The sequence below is a fragment of the Streptococcus sp. 2020WUSS089 genome, assembly GCF_044427405.1.
Classification (GTDB): Bacteria; Bacillota; Bacilli; order Lactobacillales; family Streptococcaceae; genus Streptococcus; species Streptococcus hashimotonensis.
The window spans coordinates 239756-258111 of the sequence record NZ_JAOTGD010000003.1; the positions used below are offsets into that span (position 1 = coordinate 239756).

Annotated in this window: 15 protein-coding genes; 13 read left to right on the top strand and 2 right to left on the bottom strand. The window is 41.5% G+C overall.

The genetic code is table 11. The features are described 5' to 3' along the window. Nucleotides 1–2 precede the first annotated feature (2 nt). Both ODU46_RS04740 and scrK read left to right on the top strand, forming a co-directional pair. Nucleotides 3–1892 carry a sucrose-specific PTS transporter subunit IIBC gene (locus ODU46_RS04740; RefSeq protein ID WP_398579315.1) on the top strand — a complete coding sequence of 630 codons (1890 nt, stop codon included), beginning with the start codon at nucleotides 3–5 and terminating at the stop codon, nucleotides 1890–1892. Between the two features lie 127 nt (nucleotides 1893–2019). Then, nucleotides 2020–2901, top strand: a complete 882-nt coding sequence (gene scrK / locus ODU46_RS04745) for a fructokinase ScrK (protein ID WP_336372747.1) — start codon at nucleotides 2020–2022, stop codon at nucleotides 2899–2901. A gap of 41 nt (nucleotides 2902–2942) precedes the next feature. Here scrK and ODU46_RS04750 read toward each other — a convergent pair whose 3' ends face one another. Continuing rightward, nucleotides 2943–6173, bottom strand: a complete 3231-nt coding sequence (locus tag ODU46_RS04750) for a ZmpA/ZmpB/ZmpC family metallo-endopeptidase (RefSeq protein ID WP_398579316.1) — start codon at nucleotides 6171–6173, stop codon at nucleotides 2943–2945. A gap of 51 nt (nucleotides 6174–6224) precedes the next feature. Here ODU46_RS04750 and ODU46_RS04755 point away from each other — a divergent pair, with 51 nt between their 5' ends. The 4 genes from ODU46_RS04755 to alr all read left to right on the top strand — a co-directional run bounded on the left by ODU46_RS04755 (nucleotide 6225) and on the right by alr (nucleotide 10622). Continuing rightward, nucleotides 6225–6380: a hypothetical protein gene (locus tag ODU46_RS04755; protein WP_253211465.1), complete on the top strand. Its 156-nt coding sequence runs from the start codon at nucleotides 6225–6227 to the stop codon at nucleotides 6378–6380. Nucleotides 6381–6526: 146 nt separating this feature from the next. After that, nucleotides 6527–9052, top strand: a complete 2526-nt coding sequence (secA, locus tag ODU46_RS04760; protein WP_002938259.1) for a preprotein translocase subunit SecA — start codon at nucleotides 6527–6529, stop codon at nucleotides 9050–9052. 114 nt (nucleotides 9053–9166) lie between these two features. Beyond that, nucleotides 9167–9526, top strand: coding sequence for a holo-ACP synthase (acpS, locus tag ODU46_RS04765; RefSeq protein ID WP_012027718.1), 360 nt, complete (start codon nucleotides 9167–9169; stop codon nucleotides 9524–9526). Then, nucleotides 9519–10622, top strand: a complete 1104-nt coding sequence (alr, locus tag ODU46_RS04770) for an alanine racemase (RefSeq protein ID WP_398579317.1) — start codon at nucleotides 9519–9521, stop codon at nucleotides 10620–10622. Before acpS ends, alr begins: the two co-directional genes overlap by 8 nt. Nucleotides 10623–11120: 498 nt before the next feature. Here the strand turns inward: alr and ODU46_RS04775 are convergent, their stop codons facing one another. Continuing rightward, nucleotides 11121–12476: an aspartate kinase gene (locus ODU46_RS04775; protein WP_002942489.1), complete on the bottom strand. Its 1356-nt coding sequence runs from the start codon at nucleotides 12474–12476 to the stop codon at nucleotides 11121–11123. Nucleotides 12477–12652: 176 nt separating this feature from the next. Here ODU46_RS04775 and ODU46_RS04780 point away from each other — a divergent pair, with 176 nt between their 5' ends. From ODU46_RS04780 to fabD, 7 genes are all read left to right on the top strand, one after another. Continuing rightward, the gene (locus tag ODU46_RS04780) at nucleotides 12653–13294 is read left to right on the top strand and encodes an HAD family hydrolase (RefSeq protein WP_398579318.1); all 642 of its coding nucleotides are present in this window, start codon (nucleotides 12653–12655) and stop codon (nucleotides 13292–13294) included. Between the two features lie 437 nt (nucleotides 13295–13731). Then, a complete protein-coding gene (locus ODU46_RS04785; RefSeq protein ID WP_114866784.1) occupies nucleotides 13732–14523 on the top strand; it encodes an enoyl-CoA hydratase in 792 nt (263 codons plus the stop codon). A 79-nt stretch (nucleotides 14524–14602) separates the two neighbouring features. Beyond that, on the top strand, nucleotides 14603–15037 hold the full coding sequence (locus tag ODU46_RS04790) for a MarR family winged helix-turn-helix transcriptional regulator (protein WP_012775319.1): 435 nt from the start codon (nucleotides 14603–14605) through the stop codon (nucleotides 15035–15037). Next, nucleotides 15034–16011: a beta-ketoacyl-ACP synthase III gene (locus ODU46_RS04795; protein ID WP_114866783.1), complete on the top strand. Its 978-nt coding sequence runs from the start codon at nucleotides 15034–15036 to the stop codon at nucleotides 16009–16011. Before ODU46_RS04790 ends, ODU46_RS04795 begins: the two co-directional genes overlap by 4 nt. A 59-nt stretch (nucleotides 16012–16070) precedes the next feature. Next, entirely contained in the window at nucleotides 16071–16295 is a 225-nt protein-coding gene (locus tag ODU46_RS04800) for an acyl carrier protein (protein WP_002938891.1), read from the top strand. Between the two features lie 170 nt (nucleotides 16296–16465). Continuing rightward, entirely contained in the window at nucleotides 16466–17431 is a 966-nt protein-coding gene (fabK, locus tag ODU46_RS04805) for an enoyl-[acyl-carrier-protein] reductase FabK (RefSeq protein ID WP_114866782.1), read from the top strand. Nucleotide 17432: 1 nt separating this feature from the next. Beyond that, nucleotides 17433–18353 (top strand): ACP S-malonyltransferase, encoded by a 921-nt coding sequence (gene fabD / locus ODU46_RS04810; protein ID WP_398579319.1) that lies wholly within the window; start codon nucleotides 17433–17435, stop codon nucleotides 18351–18353. Nucleotides 18354–18356: the final 3 nt, after the last annotated feature.

Genomic DNA, 18356 nt, shown 5'->3' on the forward strand with positions numbered 1-18356 from the left:
AGATGAATAATACAGAAATTGCAAAAAAAGTCATTGACGCCCTTGGTGGACGTGAGAACGTACGCAGTGTTGCCCACTGTGCGACTCGCCTTCGTGTCATGGTTGTTGATGAAGGAAAAATCGACAAGGATACAGTCGAAGACATCGAAAAAGTACAAGGTGCTTTCTTCAACTCTGGTCAATACCAAATCATCTTTGGTACTGGTACAGTAAACAAAATCTACGATGAAGTGGTTGCCCTTGGTTTGCCAACAGCGACTACTGGTGAACAAAAAGCTGAAGCTGCTAAACAAGGCAATGCTTTCCAACGTGCTATCCGTACTTTCGGTGACGTATTCGTTCCAATCATTCCTGCTATCGTAGCAACTGGTCTTTTCATGGGTCTTCGTGGTCTTCTTGGAGCTCTTGGTTATACTCTTCCAGAAGATTTGAACGTTTACTCACAAATCTTGACAGATACAGCATTCATCGTATTGCCAGCCTTGGTAGTATGGTCAACCTTCCGTGTATTCGGTGGTAACCAAACCATCGGTATCGTACTTGGTATGATGCTCATTGCTGGTCAATTGCCAAACGCTTGGGTCGTTGCTTCAGGTGGCGATGTCAAACCAACGATTTTCTTTGGTTTCATCCCAGTTGTTGGTTTACAAGGTTCAGTATTGCCAGCCTTCATCATCGGTTTGATCGGTGCTAAATTCGAAAAAGCTGTTCGTAAGGTTGTTCCAGAAGTACTTGATCTCTTGGTAACACCATTCGTAACTCTCTTTGTTATGTCTATCCTTGGCTTGTTTGTCATTGGTCCAGTCTTCCACGTGGTTGAAAACTACATCTTGGCTGGTACACAAGCAATCTTGAACTTGCCATTTGGTCTTGGTGGTCTCCTTATCGGTGGTGTTCACCAAGTTATCGTGGTATCAGGTGTTCACCATATCTTCAACTTCTTGGAAGCTCAATTGGTAGCAAACACTGGTGCTAACCCATTCAACGCCATCATCACTGCAGCGATGACAGCACAAGGTGCTGCAACAGTAGCGGTTGGTGTGAAAACTAAAAATCCTAAATTGAAAGCTCTTGCTTTCCCAGCAGCTCTTTCTGCCTTCCTTGGTATTACTGAGCCAGCTATCTTCGGTGTTAACTTGCGTTTCCGTAAGCCATTCCTTCTTTCATTGATTGCGGGTGCGATTGGTGGTGCAGTTGCGTCAATCCTTGGCCTTGCGGGTACAGGTATGGGTGTTACCATCATCCCAGGTTTGACACTTTATGCAGGTAATGGTCAGATTCTTCCATACATCTTCATGGTAGCTGTATCATTTGCCCTTGGTTTTGCTCTTACTTACTTCTTCGGTTATGAAGATGAGGAGAAAGATGTAAAAAAGCCTAGTGTTTCAGCACAAGAAACAGCTGAAACGCTTGAAGAAGCAGAAACAGGACTTGTAGCTGAAGAAACTCTTGTATCTCCACTTTCAGGTGATGTTGTTGCCCTTGAAAATGTCAATGATCCAGTCTTCTCTTCAGGAGCTATGGGTAAAGGTTTGGCAGTAAAACCTTCTGAAGGTATTGTTTACGCACCAGCAGATTCGGAAGTAACTATTGCCTTCGAAACAGGTCATGCTTATGGCTTGAAAACAGCTTCAGGAGCTGAAATCTTGATCCACATCGGTATTGATACGGTATCAATGAACGGTAACGGATTTGAGAAACTGGTTGCAGCTGGCGATAAGGTAAAAGCAGGTACACCACTTGCTAAATTCGATGCAGCGAAGATTGCAGAAGCTGGTCTTGATGATACAACAATGATCATCGTAACCAACACTGCTGACTTTGCAGAAGTATCACCACTTGCAGAGGGAACAATCGCTCACGGTGTAGAATTCTTGAAAGTAGCTAAGTAATCTTATATAAAATCGATTTGTAGAGCATGACTTTACTACATAATTAACAGGAAAAAGGCTGAAAGCCTTTTTCTTCTGTTTGCTTATATGTTATAATAAAAGTGATAAAAATTTTGGAGACAATCAAATGACAAAATTATATGGTAGCTTAGAAGCTGGTGGTACAAAGTTTGTTTGTGCAGTAGGCGATGAGAACTTTCAAGTTGTTGAAAAAACGCAATTTCCAACGACAACTCCTTATGAAACGATTGAGAGAACGGTTGAATTCTTCAAGCGCTATGAAGATCGTTTGGCAGGTATTGCGATTGGTTCTTTCGGTCCAATTGATATTGATCAAAACTCACAGACTTATGGTTATATCACTTCGACACCAAAACCACACTGGTCAAATATTGATTTACTTGGTATGATTGCTAAGGAATTTAACATTCCATTCTACTTCACGACAGATGTGAATTCATCAGCTTTTGGTGAAACATTGGTTCGTAAAGGGGTAAAGAGCTTAGTTTACTATACAATCGGTACAGGTATTGGTGCAGGTGCTATTCAAAATGGTGAGTTTATCGGTGGCTTGGGTCATACCGAAGCGGGTCATACTTACGTTGCCCTACACCCTTACGATGTAAAACATGAATTTAAAGGGATGTGTCCATTCCACAATGGGTGTTTGGAAGGCTTAGCTGCGGGTCCTTCTCTTGAAGGCCGTACAGGTATCCGTGGTGAATTGATCGAGCTCAACTCAGACGTTTGGGATGTGCAGGCTTACTACATTGCTCAAGCAGCAGTACAGGCAACCTTGCTTTATCGTCCACAAGTAATTGTATTTGGTGGAGGAGTTATGGCTCAAGAGCACATGCTTAATCGTGTACGTGAGAAGTTTGTCGGTTTGATGAACGATTATCTCCCAACACCAGATGTCAAAGAATATATCGTGACGCCAGCTGTTGCTGAAAATGGTTCTGCAACTCTTGGAAACTTTGCTTTGGCAAAACAGGTATCAGAAAAGTAATATAAAAAGTTAGGGACTAGAAATAATCCCTAACTTTTTTCTTATTCTGTAAAAATACTAGTTCTATAATCATCGGTAAGTTTTAGATAGGCATCGTGTAACAATCCTTTTAATTCAGAAACTTTCGTATTTTCTGTTGTAAAATTACCTGCAGCAATATCGGCTAGGACAGCTTGATCCATCAATTCTTGCAATTGCTCATAGTTGGCTACCGTGAGCTCCTGCCCATCATAGTTGATGGTAACAGGTTTTAAGAAAGCAAGTTTTTGGACGCGTTCTTGGTACATCGCTTTCTTGAAAGTCTTATAATCGCCATTGTATTCAGGGAGAATATTGGCAAAGATGAGTGAATCAGGAACGACATCGCTATCTGCTTGTTTGTATTGGTTAGACATGTAAGGTACCATGCCGTTTTCATATCCTTTTTCAGCTAGAAGTTCAAATGCTGTACGTCGAAAAGAAAGATCACCAGGAACACGCTCGGTTGTTGCGGTAGCCCAGATAGGAGCAAAGAGACTTAGTTTGTGATAGCCGTTGTTCATCACCTCTTCAGGATTATCAGGGTCTCGCTCAATGCGATTTGCAGATTCACGACGGACGGTCACATCATTATCAACAAGGTCATTAACAGTTTTTAGCTCGATGCTATTCCATTCTTCATCTGTGAAATCACGTTTAAGGTTTACTCCGTAAGGTCCATACTCTTCCGCACCTGGGATGAATTTTTCTTTCGTTTCTAACTTGTGAAACCATTGGCGTTGAGTGTCTTTATCCTGTTTTAAAATAGCTGTACCTTCAGCGTATTCTAATGTGTAGATGAGATCGAATAAGCCCTGCATATATTGTTGTAAATCTGTTGAATTTTGGAAGCGTTCAGGACTAACATTGTGGTAGCGAGTGCCAGTATAACCTGAATAATCAGATAGAGAGTTAAAGCCGATGATTGGGTAGTCGACGCGGTCTGGTGCTTGTAACATTCCTTCTGGAAATGCTTCAAGTTGCATACCAGCTCTTCGGTTATGACCGAGTAAGAATTTATCATAATCAAATGCGTGAACCATCTCGTGCGTGAGTGTTACGGCGCCATCTGTTCCGAGTAATGGGGTGATGACAAAGTTGACTTCCTGTCTCCAAGCATAAGCACCGGCCCAAGTGAGTTCAGGAAGGAAGTAGGTTCCAGAAGGACCGAAAACCTCTTGAATGGCAGCTGTCGTCTCAGCGGTAGCGTCATTTTGCATTTTCTCAACAAATTCAGGAGTGAGCTTGCCTGTATCGGAATACCAAACACCTCTCCAAGCGTAAGAAGAGGCGTCGTAGGCGTAATTGCCGTGTCCTCCCCATACTGGCTGGAAGTAGAGTAAGGTATGCTTATGATAATCAGGCAGGATACGGTACCACATGTCGTAATGAGCACGATACAACTCGGCATCTGCTAGGATTTGTTCTTTTATTTTGGAGAGTTCGGCCTGATAGACTTCGGGATTGCTTAGTTTTAGAGATTGATCAATGTAACGATCGTAGGAACTAAAGATGAGATTTGATAGGTTTGAAATGATGTAAACATTGTCCTCGCTCGTTGTTAATAGCGGGAGTAACATATTTGGATAGGTATCGCGGATACGAGGCGTAATCACTTCTTCAGGGATTTGAGGATCTTTTAATCGCTCATAGACATTTAGTCTGCTGTTATCTTCATCGCTCAGAACGGTAGATTTAGTCTCTACGATAAAGGCATCTGTCGTCTGTTTGAACCAATCGTTATCAGACATTTCAGGTAAAAAGATTTCTCGATAGGCTTCAAGGAAATCAGTCAGGGAAGCCTTGTCTGTGACAGATGCAAAGTTCTCTGCATAGGAAAGATAACTTCTTTGCGGACTGTAACTCTGGTAGTCATTTTGTCCAAAATTTATGAGAGCATCTAGTGAATCCGCTTCTCCTCCGAAGAAATCCGTATGGAACATTGTTAATTCCTTGCTATTAATTTCTCCGTAATCAATATCATACCATCTATCGAGGTAGGCTAAACTGAGTAAGATAATTTCTTTATTCTCTTCGATAGTACGAATGGTTTGTCTGACTGATTCTGGATCATCTAGTTTAACAGACTCATCATTTATTAACGCTTTTTTTAGATAGTCACGAATATTTGTCTTAACTTTGTTAAATGGTTCTTCTAGATAGAGACGGTCCATTTGCTGCTCTTGATTTTCTGTAATGGAGAGAGCAGTATACATATTTTCAGAACGAAATTCAACCGCTTGTAGGCTTGGAACTACCTTGTCTAGAATGTCAGAGTAGTCCTGTAATGTTTGGAGAGGTGAATAAGTAACTCCCCAATCCGCTACTTGGTAGTAGGCACGTTTATCTTTGCTTTCTGTATATTGGAGCGGGAAAAATAAGGTGCTGCCATCTTCAAAGTGAGCTAGGAGTGTATTGATGTTTTCCTCTCTTCCCTGTATATCAGAAATAATGGTTTTGTCGGCCATGGGGACAAGGCTGATCATTTTACTACTAGCCAATTTGTGGTCTGCGCCAATATTGTTGGCAGCCTTTTTTAGTTGCTGGTTGTCGCTTGTTGGATCTAATTTTTTTAGATTGAAGAGCAAGGTTTCATTATTTATAGCGCTATCGGTACTATCTTGCTGCTGAGATGATGCAGTTGTGGAAGAGCTCTCTTTATTCTCGATAGATTGTGGAACTATATCCTTGTCAGTGACATAGCCTACATACTGATACTGCTTTATGTTACTTGGATCAGGAAGTTGGTCTCCGACTTTGAGCTGATGAACCTGATTGTAGCCTGCAAGTAAATTGCTTTCTAGAGCCTGGATGCTCTGGATAGGTAGAATAGAACCAGTGGCGGTCAGAAGAAGGATGGATGAAATAATTCTTTTCTTTTTGCCTTTTCCGACCAAACTTATTCCTAGAACTAGAAGAAGTCCCCCTCCAATCGTTAATAGATTGATTCCAGTCTCTCCTGTAGCTGGAAGAATCCCAAATATTTTTTTAGGTTCGGTCTTGTAGATGAGATAGATTGTCTGATTCTCCGTAGCTGTTTCTTTGGAAGGTGAGACAGTTTTTAGCTTAGATAAGACAGAATCCTTCTCTGAACTTGTTAGTTCATCTTGTGCAATATAGTGATATTGAACAGATACCGTCGAGGCATCATTTGCGTAAACTATAGGAGGCTGGCTTCCCCATAGGCTACTCACTATGGCTACTGTAGTACTAGATATGGCTAGTTGTTTAAGAGCGATTTTCTTGGTATACATTTTCCTCTCCTTTTTACATATTTACTTGTACAATCAGATTATACTACTTGTATGAAGAAAAAAATGCCAAATCGTTCACATTTTTGGGGCAATAGTGCATATTTTTTTAAAATTTTAAATGGTATATTTTTACTAGAGATAGAGGATGGTATCCTGGAATTTATTTTAGTAATTGGTGTCTTAATCATGTTCTTTTTAGCAATGTAATATTACTGTGTAGAAATTTTTCCAGATTTGTTTGTTTTATTGTGTTTTTATCTAAGAATACTGTGTATCCTAAGGGCAAACCTTGAAAATTGACTGGTTTTCTGCTACAATATATTATCGACTAAAACTGAAATAGGATGAATGATATGGTAACAAATGTACTTCGTTCTCTCATTGAAAATGATAAGGGAGAGCTAAGAAAACTTGAGAAAATGGCAGACAAGGTCTTCTCGTATGCCGATGAAATGGAAGCGCTGACTGATGAACAGTTGCAAGCTAAGACAGCAGAATTTAAGGAGCGATACAATAACGGCGAATCCCTCGACGATCTTTTGTACGAAGCTTATGCGGTAGTCCGTGAAGGAGCTCGTCGCGTATTGGGACTCTATCCCTACAAGGTTCAGGTTATGGGAGGAATCGTTCTTCACAACGGTGACGTTCCAGAAATGCGTACAGGTGAAGGTAAGACTCTGACTGCAACGATGCCTGTTTATTTGAATGCCTTGTCTGGTCAAGGTGTTCACGTAGTGACGGTTAACGAGTATCTTTCTACTCGTGATGCGACTGAAATGGGTGAATTGTACTCATGGCTTGGTCTATCAGTTGGTATCAACTTAGCTGCTAAATCACCCTTGGAAAAACGTGAGGCCTATAACTGCGATATTACTTATTCGACCAACTCAGAGATTGGTTTTGACTACCTCCGAGACAATATGGTTGTGCGTGCAGAAGACATGGTTCAACGTCCTCTCAATTACGCCTTGGTCGATGAAGTTGACTCAATCTTGATTGACGAAGCTCGTACGCCGTTGATTGTATCTGGTGCACAAGGTTCTGAAACAAACCAGTTGTATTTCTTGGCAGATAATCTTGTTAAATCTTTGACAACAGAAGATTACATCATTGACATTCCATCTAAAACGATTGGTCTGTCTGATTCAGGTATTGACAAAGCAGAGAAATTCTTCAAGTTAGATAACCTCTACGATATTGAAAATGTAGCCATTACCCATTTCTTGGATAATGCACTTCGTGCCAACTACATCATGACCTATGATATTGACTATCTGGTCAATGAAGACCAAGAGGTCATGATTATCGATCCATTTACAGGTCGTACGATGGAAGGTCGTCGCTATTCTGATGGACTTCACCAAGCCATCGAAGCTAAGGAAGGTGTACCGGTTCAAAACGAGTCTAAGACAAGTGCCTCTATTACCTACCAAAACCTTTTCCGTATGTATAAAAAATTATCAGGGATGACGGGTACTGGTAAAACAGAAGAGGAAGAATTCCGTGAAATCTACAACATCCGTGTTGTACCAATCCCAACCAACCGCCCAATCGCGCGTGTTGACCACGAAGATTTACTCTATCCAAGTCTAGAATACAAATTCAATGCCGTTATTGCGGATGTGAAGAGACGCTATGAGAAAGGGCAACCTGTCTTGGTCGGTACAGTTGCGGTTGAAACTTCTGATTTGATTTCTCAAAAATTGGTAGCTGCAGGTGTCCCTCACGAAGTATTGAATGCTAAAAACCACTATCGTGAAGCGCAGATTATTATGAATGCTGGTCAGCGTGGTGCGGTCACTATTGCGACCAACATGGCGGGACGCGGTACCGATATTAAGTTAGGTCCAGGTGTACGTGAACTTGGTGGACTATGTGTTATTGGTACTGAGCGCCACGAAAGTCGTCGTATTGATAACCAGCTTCGTGGACGTTCAGGTCGTCAAGGTGACCCAGGTGAATCACAATTCTATCTATCTCTCGAAGATGACTTGATGAAACGCTTTGGTTCAGAACGCATCAAAGTATTTATGGAGCGTATGAATCTAACAGAAGAAGAGTCTGTTATCAAGTCTAAAATGTTGACGCGTCAAGTTGAATCTGCTCAGAAGCGTGTGGAAGGGAACAACTACGACTCACGTAAACAAGTCCTTCAATATGACGATGTGATGCGTGAGCAACGTGAAATCATCTATCGCCAACGCCAGGATGTGATTACTGCTGACCGTGATTTGGCTCCTGAAATCAAAGCGATGATGAAACGGACGATTGAACGCCAAGTTGCTGGTCACTTCCTTGGTTCGAAAGATGAAGCTATTGATGGCATTATCAAATTTGCGCATGCAAATCTTGTTGAAGATGATACCTTGAGTAAAGCTACTTTTGAAGCAATGAATCAGAAAGAGATTGTCGAAGAGCTCTATGAACGTGCCTTGAGAGTTTATGATTCGCAAGTGAAAAAATTACGCGATGAAGAACGTGTACGCGAATTCCAGAAAGTTCTTATCCTTCGTGTTGTGGATAACAAATGGACAGACCATATTGATGCCTTGGATCAATTGCGCAATGCAGTCAGTCTTCGTGGATACGCTCAAAACAATCCAATCGTTGAATATCAATCAGAAGCATTTACTATGTTCAACGATATGATTGGGGCTATCGAGTTTGAAGTAACCCGCTTGATGATGAAGGCGCAAATTCATGACAATATTGAGCGTGAGCGCACAAGTCAAGAAGCACATACGACAGCTGTTAAGAATATTATGCCGAACCAATCGCATGCAATTCAGGAGAATGTATCTTTTGAAGGTGTTGATCGTAACGATCCATGCCCATGTCAATCTGGTAAGAAATTTAAAAATTGTCACGGCCGTAAATAGGAATGACGCGTGGACTGGACGGCTGTCCAGTCCTTTTGCAATTTTTAGACAAGTCACTAGAGTCAGTTCGTTTATTTTAATAAATGAAATGACTATGCAAAAGGAGACCGATTAATGATAGTAGGACATGGCATTGACCTTCAGGAGATGGAGGCGATTGAAAGTGCCAGAATCAAACACCAAGGGTTTCCCAAAAAGATTCTCACAGAGAAAGAATTTGAACGGTATCAAAGTCTGTCCGGTCGCCGTCAGTTAGAATATTTAGCTGGACGTTGGTCAGCCAAAGAAGCGCTGACCAAGGCCTTGGGAACAGGTATTGGTAAGATAGGATTTCATGATATTGAAATTCTGAATACCAGCAAAGGAGTTCCCTATGTGACGAAGAGTCCCTTTGATGGGAATATTTGGCTCAGCATTAGCCATTCAGGAAATTTTGTACAAGCTAGTGTGATTTTGGAGGAGAAAGATGATTGAAAGTGAACATCGACCCACGCAAATTCGGGTTAACTTAGATGCGATTGCGGAAAATTTCGAGCAAGTAATGATCAATTTGCCCCCGAAGACTGAAGCATTTGCTGTTGTTAAGGCGAATGCTTATGGTCATGGAGCTGTTGCGGTAGCGAAAAAGTTATCCAGTCAAGCAGCTGGTTTTTGTGTTTCGAATTTGGATGAAGCATTAGAGCTACGTAAAGCAGGTATCGAGCACCCTATCTTGATTTTAGGAGTAGTTCCTGTACGTTTTTTACCAGTAGCTCATCAACTCAATATCAGTGTGACAGTTGCCAGTCTGGACTGGTTGCAAGATGCAAAAGACTTGGAGGCGGATTTATCTGGTCTAACTGTCCATCTTAAGCTAGATACTGGTATGGGGCGGATTGGTTTTAGAAAAATAGCCGATTTGCTACAAGCGATTGCTATCCTTGAAGAATTAGAGTATGACATCGAAGGAGTCTATACTCATTTTGCTACTGCGGATGAGGTTGATCAGGCGCACTTCGAGAGTCAACTGTCTGTTTTTAAAGAATTTTTGGATGTTCTACCAATTACTCCGCGCTGGATTCATGCCAGTAATTCAGCAACAAGCATTTGGCATGCTGATACAGTATTTAACCTGGTTCGTTTGGGAAACATTCTTTATGGACTTAATCCGAGTGGACGAGTACTAGAACTCCCGTTTGAGGTTCAACCAGCCTTATCTCTCGTATCTGAAATTGTTCATGTAAAGCAGGTTGAAGCTGGCACAACAATTGGCTACGGAGCTACTTATCACAGCACCGCCTCAGAATGGATTGCGACCGTTCCGATAGGATATGCAGATGGTCTCGTACGAAGCTTACAGGGCTTATCAGTCTTAGTCGATGGGCAGGCCTGTGAAATTGTAGGGCGTATTTCGATGGACCAGATTACCATTCGTTTACCTCATGCTTATCCACTTGGTCAAAAAGTCACCCTAATCGGTCAAGATGGAGATAAAACGATCTCTGTTCAGGAGTGGGCTGATCGCATCGGAACCATAAATTACGAGGTGGTTTGTCTTTTGACAGATCGCCTACCTCGAATTTTTGAGTAACAGCGATAGTAAAAGTGACAATAATCTGCCTCTTTCACTAGAATAGAAGGGTAAAATATTAGAGAAGTGTTACCTAGATATTGTCTATAATACAAATATCGTCATTTAGTTGACTTTTATTACTTCGATGTAAGGGGAGTAGGAAAGACTCGACTAGGTCAAAAAGAGTTCCCCTCACTTCCAAGCAGTTGGCTCGGGCTAAAATAGTCCACTGGACTGTTAAACCCAATCAACCACTGCACTGAGATGTTGACACTAACTTTGAGTTTTCGTATAAAAAGCCTAAAAAAATAGCTTAGAATTGCATCGTCAGAAACGTTGATTCTAAGCTATTTTTGTTTATTCAAATTTTAATTGCTACTCAATGAAAATTAAAATCAGACTAGCTCCAAAGGTTTGGGAAAACTTTGGAGCTTGACACTTATCAAATCAAGTCAACAACGTCTGATTTTGATTTTCGAAGAGTATGAAAGAGGGAACTGATCGACCTCGTTGTGATTATTGCTCGTTAAAAAAAGCTTCATAGAGTGCGTGCAGGGCGCGTTTCTTTTCTTCGGTTTTGACAACGAACATAACAGAAACTTCACTGGCTCCCTGTGAAATCATTGCCAAGTTGACGTTTTGTTTAGAGAGGGCGGTGGTAGCGGTAGCTGTTACACCGACATGGCTCTTCATATTTTCACCAACAATCATGATAATAGATAAACCATGTTCGATTTCGGCCTTGTCAACTTCCATTTTCGTATTGAGTTGACGAAGGATCTCTTCTTCCTTAATAGGAGTCAATTCACGCTCACGGACTACGATGGATAAATCGTCAATCCCGGTCGGCATGTGCTCCCAGCGAATATTGAGATCTTCGAGAATTTGCAACACCTTACGACCAAAACCAACTTCACGGTTCATCAAGTATTTGGACAAGTTAATGCTGACAAAACCATCGTCTGCGGCAATGCCGACAACAGGAACTGTTTGCTCGGTATGTTTGTGTACAATTCGGGTACCAGGGTGAGTTGGGTTATTGGTGTTTTTGATAACCAATGGAATCCGCCCGCGATAGGCAGGAAGGAGGGCTTCATCGTGGAGGACGGAGAAACCTGCATAAGCTAATTCTCGCATTTCACGATAGGTCAATTCTTTGATTGAATGTGGATTTTTTATGATGCCAGGATGGGCAGCAAAAATACCATCGACATCTGTAAAGTTTTCATAGAGGTCAGCCTTAACCCCGGCAGCAATGATGGAACCTGTAATATCCGATCCACCTCTTGAGAAGGTACAAATCTGGTTATCAACAGTTACACCGAAGAATCCTGGGATAATGAGTACTTCATCTGTATCACGAAGCTCTTCGATTTTGTCATAACTTGAAGGCAAAATGCGAGCATTTCCTGGTTCGGAGCTGACGATAATACCAGCTTTTTTAGGATGGACATAGCGTGCAGGCAATCCTCTGTGGGTAAAATATTCGGCAATCAATTTGGCATTATTATCTTCACCAGCTGCTAAGAATGCGTCGTAAAGGAATTCATTGTCATCAATTGGTAGGCTGGCCAAAGAGATGATGCTGTCTGCGATTTTCTTCATGCTGTTAGCTGTGAAACCAAGTTCGTCAACCATTGCTTGATAACGGTTGATGATCCATTCTTGACTGGCAGTCACATCTTTTCCGTTAACATATTCTTTATAATATTTAATCAACGCATCAGTAACTTTAGTATCCTCGGCATTGCGTTTTCCAGGTGCAGACACAACAACAAAGCGACGTTCTGAATCAGATTGAACAATATTGAAAACTTTTTCTAACTGTCCAGCTGAAGCAAGTGAGCTTCCCCCAAATTTAATAACTTTCATTCTCATCTCCTTGGATATTTTTTTCTATTATAGCAGAATGATATGAAATTGTCAGTATGTTCAGACAAATCTTGCCAAGAATTTTATCGAAAAACGAACAAGAGACAAGTATGAAAATTTCAGAAAAACATTTTTTTCTTTCAACTGTGTTACAATTAAAGTAATAGGAGGCGATTATGGTAAAAGCAATTATTTTCGACATGGATGGTGTACTTTTTGACACAGAAACATTCTATTTCCAGCGTCGAGCGGATTTTTTAGCGACAAAAGGTTTATCGGTTGATCATTTGGATCCATCTATATTTGTCGGTGGAAGGGCTAGTCAAATTTGGCAACGGATTTTAGGGGATGATTATGATAACTGGGATGTCCCTGCCTTGGAAGAAGAATATCGTGTGTATAAAGAAAAGCGACCTACCCCTTATGCAGAGAGGATTTTTCCTGAAGTTAAAGCGGTATTGGAGAGACTAACTATCCAAGGTATTCCTGTAGTTTTGGCTTCAAATACCGACCGTTCAGAAATCGAACGTGCTCTACTAGATGCTGGTATACGCTCTCACTTTAGTCATGTTTTCTCAGCGATGGATTGTGAGGCCCCAAAACCAGATCCCGCAGTTTATATGAAAGCAGCTAGTGCAACAGAAGTGGCTAAATCGGATATTTTAGTATTTGAAGATAGTGCTAAGGGAATTGAAGCGGCTAAAAAAGCAGGATTGACAGTTTGGGCTATTCGAGACCAGCATTATGGAATTGATCAGTCGAAAGCAGATAGATTGGTAGACAATCTTGAAGACGCCTTTGATTTATTGCGATTTTAAGAAATATTATATTGTAGTCCAAGTATTAGTTCTCCGTGAAAAATGGTGTTTCTAGCTCAGAATCCAGTTCAATCTTCCGAAAGTATTAACGTGAAAAAATGAAAGTTGTAAATTAAACTTAGAGCCTATATTTACAGTTCAGACTTGCATATTGAGGTTGTTTTTTTCAAAATACAGTCACTATTTCCCTCAAAAATTGCCTTGATGAGCGAAAAAGCCAAGGGCTTTGCGTGTGAATATAGGTTCTTAGACACGTTATTTTCTAGCATATCTAAATTTTATATTTCGATGATAGCCCCCCTCTTTTTCGGACGTCACACTTTCCTTGCTAGAAAAAAAGTGACAATTGTAAAAACTGTGTTACAATGGAAAACAAGAATTTGAAGTTTGATGTTCAAATCTTTTAATTATCAAACTATTTTGAAAGGAGCAAGGGAATGGCCTACCAAACAATTCGTTATGAAGTAATTGATTCCGTAGCGATTCTAACTTTAAACAGACCGGAAGTGGCAAATGGTTTTAATATTCCTATGTGTGAAGAAATCTTAGAAGCAATCCGCCTTGCAGAAGGGGATGCCTCCGTCAAAATTTTACAAATTCAAGCACAGGGTTCCATTTTCTCCGTGGGTGGAGATTTAGTTGAGATGAAGCGTGCAGTTGATGATGATGATATTGCTTCTTTGGTAAAAATAGCAGAGCTGGTGAATGATATTTCGTTTGCGATGAAGAAATTGTCTAAAGTGGTCATTATGGTGACAGATGGGGCAGTGGCCGGAGCCGCGGCTAATATGGCGGTGGCAGCTGATTTTGTTATTGGCTCCAGCAAGACAAAATTCATCCAAGCCTTTGTAGGTGTTGGACTTGCGCCGGATGCGGGGGGGCTCTTTCTACTGAGTCGTGCTATTGGGGCAAATCGTGCTAGTCACTTGGCGATGACTGGAGAGGGCTTATCAGCGGATAAGGCTTTAGAATATGGGATTATTTATAAATTGGCAGAGCCAGAAAAACTAGAAAAGACGGTTGCCCAGGTCATAAAAAAACTCTTGCGAGGCTCAGTAAATTCTTATGCAGCAATCAAACAACTGACATGGGAAAGTCAATTTAAAGACTGGGAGTCTTATCGCCGATTAGAGCTGGATTTGCAAGAAACATTGGCCTATAAAGAGGATTTTAAAGAGGGAGTTCGAGCGCATGCAGAACGACGTAGACCAGTGTTTACGGGAGATTAATTTTTAAATTAGTAAAAAATGTTTGACAATCAAAGTTTTATGGTTTATACTTTGACTATCAAAGTAAAGGAGGCCTGTTTTGGAAGATCCAAAAGTAAATGAATATCTAACGGCCATTTTTAACAATGTGTTGGTGATTGAAGAAACAAGTCTGCGTGGTAGCCGATTCAATGATATTTCGATTAAGGAAATGCACACGATTGATGTGATAGGAAGTATTGATGGAGCTACTCCGAGTGATGTTGCTCGGACTTTGATGGTAACCTTAGGTACTGTTACAACTAGCTTGAACAATTTGGAAAGAAAAGGATACGTGGAACGTATTCGTTCGACCAAAGATCGGCGAGTTGTTCATCTCTACCTGACCAAAAAAGGTCGACTGGTCTATCGTTTGCATCAACGATTTCACAATGAAATGGTTAAGCAGATTACAGATGGTATGGATGATGCAGAGTATCAGGTAATGAAGAAAGGACTCATGAAACTCTATCACTTCTTGGAGGATTTGAAATGAGAAACCATGCTAAAATCATTCAGGTGGCCCACTATCTTCCGAAGAAGATTGTGACCAATGATGATTTGGCTCAACGAATGGAGACCAGTGATGAGTGGATTCGTAGCCGTACAGGTATCGGTCAACGGCACATTGTTACTGGAGAGACGACGAGTGATTTGGCTAGTCAAGTGGCTAGAAAATTACTGGAAAAGTCTCAGCTAGATGCTAGTGAAATTGACTTCATCATCGTAGCAACGATTACTCCAGATGCTTCAATGCCATCTACGGCGGCTATGGTCCAAGCAGCAATTGGGGCGAAAAAGGCTTTTGCCTATGATCTCGTTGCAGCTTGTTCAGGATTTGTTTTTGCGCTATCAACAGCGGAAAAATTGCTTGCTTCAGGAGTCTATAAGAGAGGACTTGTCATTGGAGCTGAGACCCTATCTAGGTCTGTCGACTGGTCGGATCGATCAACGGCTGTTTTATTTGGAGATGGTGCTGGAGGAGTTTTGCTGGAAGCGTGTGAACAACCGAGCTTTTTAGCAGAAATCTTACGAACGGATGGCGGTCGAGGTGCTAGTCTGACAGCAGGGATAGATCAGAAAGAGACGCCATTCTCGACACAAAGTCGTCAGCAACCCTTTATCCAAATGGAGGGCAGAGCTATATTTGAATTTGCTACGAGGGATGTTACGGCAACCATGGCAGAGCTGCTAGAACAAGCTGATATGACTGTGGATTGTGTTGATTATTTCTTGCTCCATCAGGCCAATATACGTATCCTAGATAAGATGGCTCGTAAATTGGGAGTGGCGCGTGAAAAATTTCCAGCAAATATGGATAAATATGGCAATACCAGTGCAGCAAGTCTTCCCATTCTCTTATCAGAATGTGTAGAGAGCGGAATGTTGCGATTGGATGGAAGCCAGACTGTTCTCATGGCTGGTTTCGGTGGAGGCCTCACATGGGGAACTCTACTCTTACAACTTTAGTTAATTCCTTGCCCTAGGCAAGATTAAAATATTTTATTTTCCAAAAGGAGACACATATCATGGCAGTATTTGAAAAAGTACAGGAAATCATCGTTGAAGAATTGGGTAAGGATGCTGAAGAAGTAACCCTTACAACAACCTTTGAAGATTTGGATGCAGATTCATTGGATCTTTTCCAAGTTATCTCTGAAATCGAAGATGCCTTCGATATTCAAATCGATACTGAAGAAGGTTTGACAACTGTAGGCGATTTGGTTGCCTACGTTGAAGAAAAAACAAAATAATATTTCTAAGGAAAAGTGCTATTTAGCATTTTTCTTAAGTCGAATACTTTGATAATCAAAACATTGAAATATCAAACTATTTTTTGAGTGAGGGGGCAACCCTTCACTTGTTTACCTAATGATTTGATATTCAAATGATTAGGTAAGCAAGAAAAAAAGATGAGGGAATTATGAAGACGAAAATAACAGAATTGCTCGATATTAAGTATCCAATTTTTCAAGGTGGTATGGCTTGGGTAGCTGATGGAGATTTGGCTGGTGCCGTATCTAATGCAGGTGGTCTAGGAATCATCGGTGGAGGAAATGCTCCAAAAGAGGTGGTCAAGGCAAATATTGACAAGGTTAAATCTATCACGGACAAGCCTTTCGGTGTCAATATCATGCTTTTGTCTCCTTTTGCGGATGACATTGTTGACTTGGTCATCGAAGAAGGTGTGAAAGTTGTCACTACAGGAGCAGGAAATCCAGGGAAGTATATGGAGCGTCTCCATGCTGCAGGAATTACAGTTATTCCTGTTGTACCAAGTGTAGCCCTTGCGAAACGCATGGAAAAATTAGGGGTAGATGCTGTTATTGCTGAAGGTATGGAAGCTGGAGGCCATATTGGTAAATTGACCACCATGACCTTGGTTCGTCAGGTTGTTGAAGCCGTATCTATTCCTGTTATTGCTGCTGGAGGTATTGCAGATGGTGCAGGTGCAGCGGCAGCATTCATGTTGGGTGCAGAAGCGGTGCAAGTTGGAACTCGTTTTGTAGTAGCTACAGAGTCCAATGCCCATCAGGCTTATAAGGAAAAAGTTTTAAAAGCTAAGGATATTGATACAACTGTATCTGCTTCTATTGTTGGACATCCTGTGAGAGCTATCAAGAATAAGTTGTCATCTGCTTATGCAGCTGCAGAACGTGATTTCTTAGCAGGGAAAATTACAGAAGAAGAAATTGAAGTGCTTGGGGCAGGGGCCCTTCGCAATGCCGTTGTGGACGGTGATGTAACAAATGGCTCCGTGATGGCTGGTCAAATTGCTGGTCTGGTTTCTAAAGAAGAATCTTGTGAAGATATTTTGAAAGACATCTATTATGGAGCAGCCAAAGTGATTAGAGAAGAGGCAAGCCGTTGGGCTTCGGTTGGAGAATAGGATGACAAAGACAGCTTTTCTTTTTGCAGGTCAAGGGTCTCAGACAGTGGGGATGGCTCGCGACCTTTACGAATATTCCCCGATAGTTAGAGAAACGTTTGACCAGGCTAGTCAGATTCTGGGGTATGACATTCGCGATCTGATTGACAATCAAGAGGATAAATTACATCAGACTCGCTATACCCAGCCCGCTATTTTGACAACTTCCCTAGCTATCTATCGTTTGTTGGTAGAAAAGGGAATACAACCTGATATGGTAGCTGGTCTATCCTTGGGAGAATATTCAGCTCTGGTGGCATCGGGAGCATTGGCCTTTGAAGATGGGATTGCCCTGATTGCTAAGCGTGGTGAATATATGGAAACAGCTGCGCCAGCAGGAACTGGTAAGATGGTTGCTGTTCTCAACACAGATGTCAACTTGATAGAAGAAGTCTGTTCGTCAGTTACCTCTGGGATTGTTTCCCCAGCCAACTACAATACACCAGCCCAAATCGTCATCGGAGGCGAGGTTGCTGCAGTGGATGAGGCGGTTGAATTGCTGAAGGAAGCAGGTGTCAAACGGATGATTCCGCTCAATGTATCGGGGCCTTTCCACACGGCTCTCTTGCGTCCAGCGTCGGAGCAATTGGCTCAGGCCTTGGAGCAGGTGGAATTTGCGGACTTCCAAGTAGAATTGGTTGGTAATACAGAAGCCAAGGTCATGAAAAAAGAGGACATCAAGTCCCTCTTGACCCGTCAGGTCATGGAGCCAGTTCGTTTTTATGAATCAATCGCCACCATGCAGGCGGCTGGAGTGACTAAGTTTATCGAAATCGGTCCAGGTAAAGTCTTATCAGGATTTGTCAAGAAAATCGATAAGACAGCGCATGTTGTAGCAATTGAAGATATAGAGGGGCTACAAATAGTATTGAATAAATCATGAGGA

Coding starts and splice junctions, on each gene's coding strand:
- ODU46_RS04740 (WP_398579315.1), top strand. CDS start 3: ATGAATAATACAGAAATTGCAAAAAAAGTCATTGACGCCCTTGGTGGA.
- scrK (WP_336372747.1), top strand. CDS start 2,020: ATGACAAAATTATATGGTAGCTTAGAAGCTGGTGGTACAAAGTTTGTT.
- ODU46_RS04750 (WP_398579316.1), bottom strand. CDS start 6,173: ATGTATACCAAGAAAATCGCTCTTAAACAACTAGCCATATCTAGTACT.
- ODU46_RS04755 (WP_253211465.1), top strand. CDS start 6,225: ATGAAGAAAAAAATGCCAAATCGTTCACATTTTTGGGGCAATAGTGCA.
- secA (WP_002938259.1), top strand. CDS start 6,527: ATGGTAACAAATGTACTTCGTTCTCTCATTGAAAATGATAAGGGAGAG.
- acpS (WP_012027718.1), top strand. CDS start 9,167: ATGATAGTAGGACATGGCATTGACCTTCAGGAGATGGAGGCGATTGAA.
- alr (WP_398579317.1), top strand. CDS start 9,519: ATGATTGAAAGTGAACATCGACCCACGCAAATTCGGGTTAACTTAGAT.
- ODU46_RS04775 (WP_002942489.1), bottom strand. CDS start 12,476: ATGAAAGTTATTAAATTTGGGGGAAGCTCACTTGCTTCAGCTGGACAG.
- ODU46_RS04780 (WP_398579318.1), top strand. CDS start 12,653: ATGGTAAAAGCAATTATTTTCGACATGGATGGTGTACTTTTTGACACA.
- ODU46_RS04785 (WP_114866784.1), top strand. CDS start 13,732: ATGGCCTACCAAACAATTCGTTATGAAGTAATTGATTCCGTAGCGATT.
- ODU46_RS04795 (WP_114866783.1), top strand. CDS start 15,034: ATGAGAAACCATGCTAAAATCATTCAGGTGGCCCACTATCTTCCGAAG.
- ODU46_RS04800 (WP_002938891.1), top strand. CDS start 16,071: ATGGCAGTATTTGAAAAAGTACAGGAAATCATCGTTGAAGAATTGGGT.
- fabK (WP_114866782.1), top strand. CDS start 16,466: ATGAAGACGAAAATAACAGAATTGCTCGATATTAAGTATCCAATTTTT.
- fabD (WP_398579319.1), top strand. CDS start 17,433: ATGACAAAGACAGCTTTTCTTTTTGCAGGTCAAGGGTCTCAGACAGTG.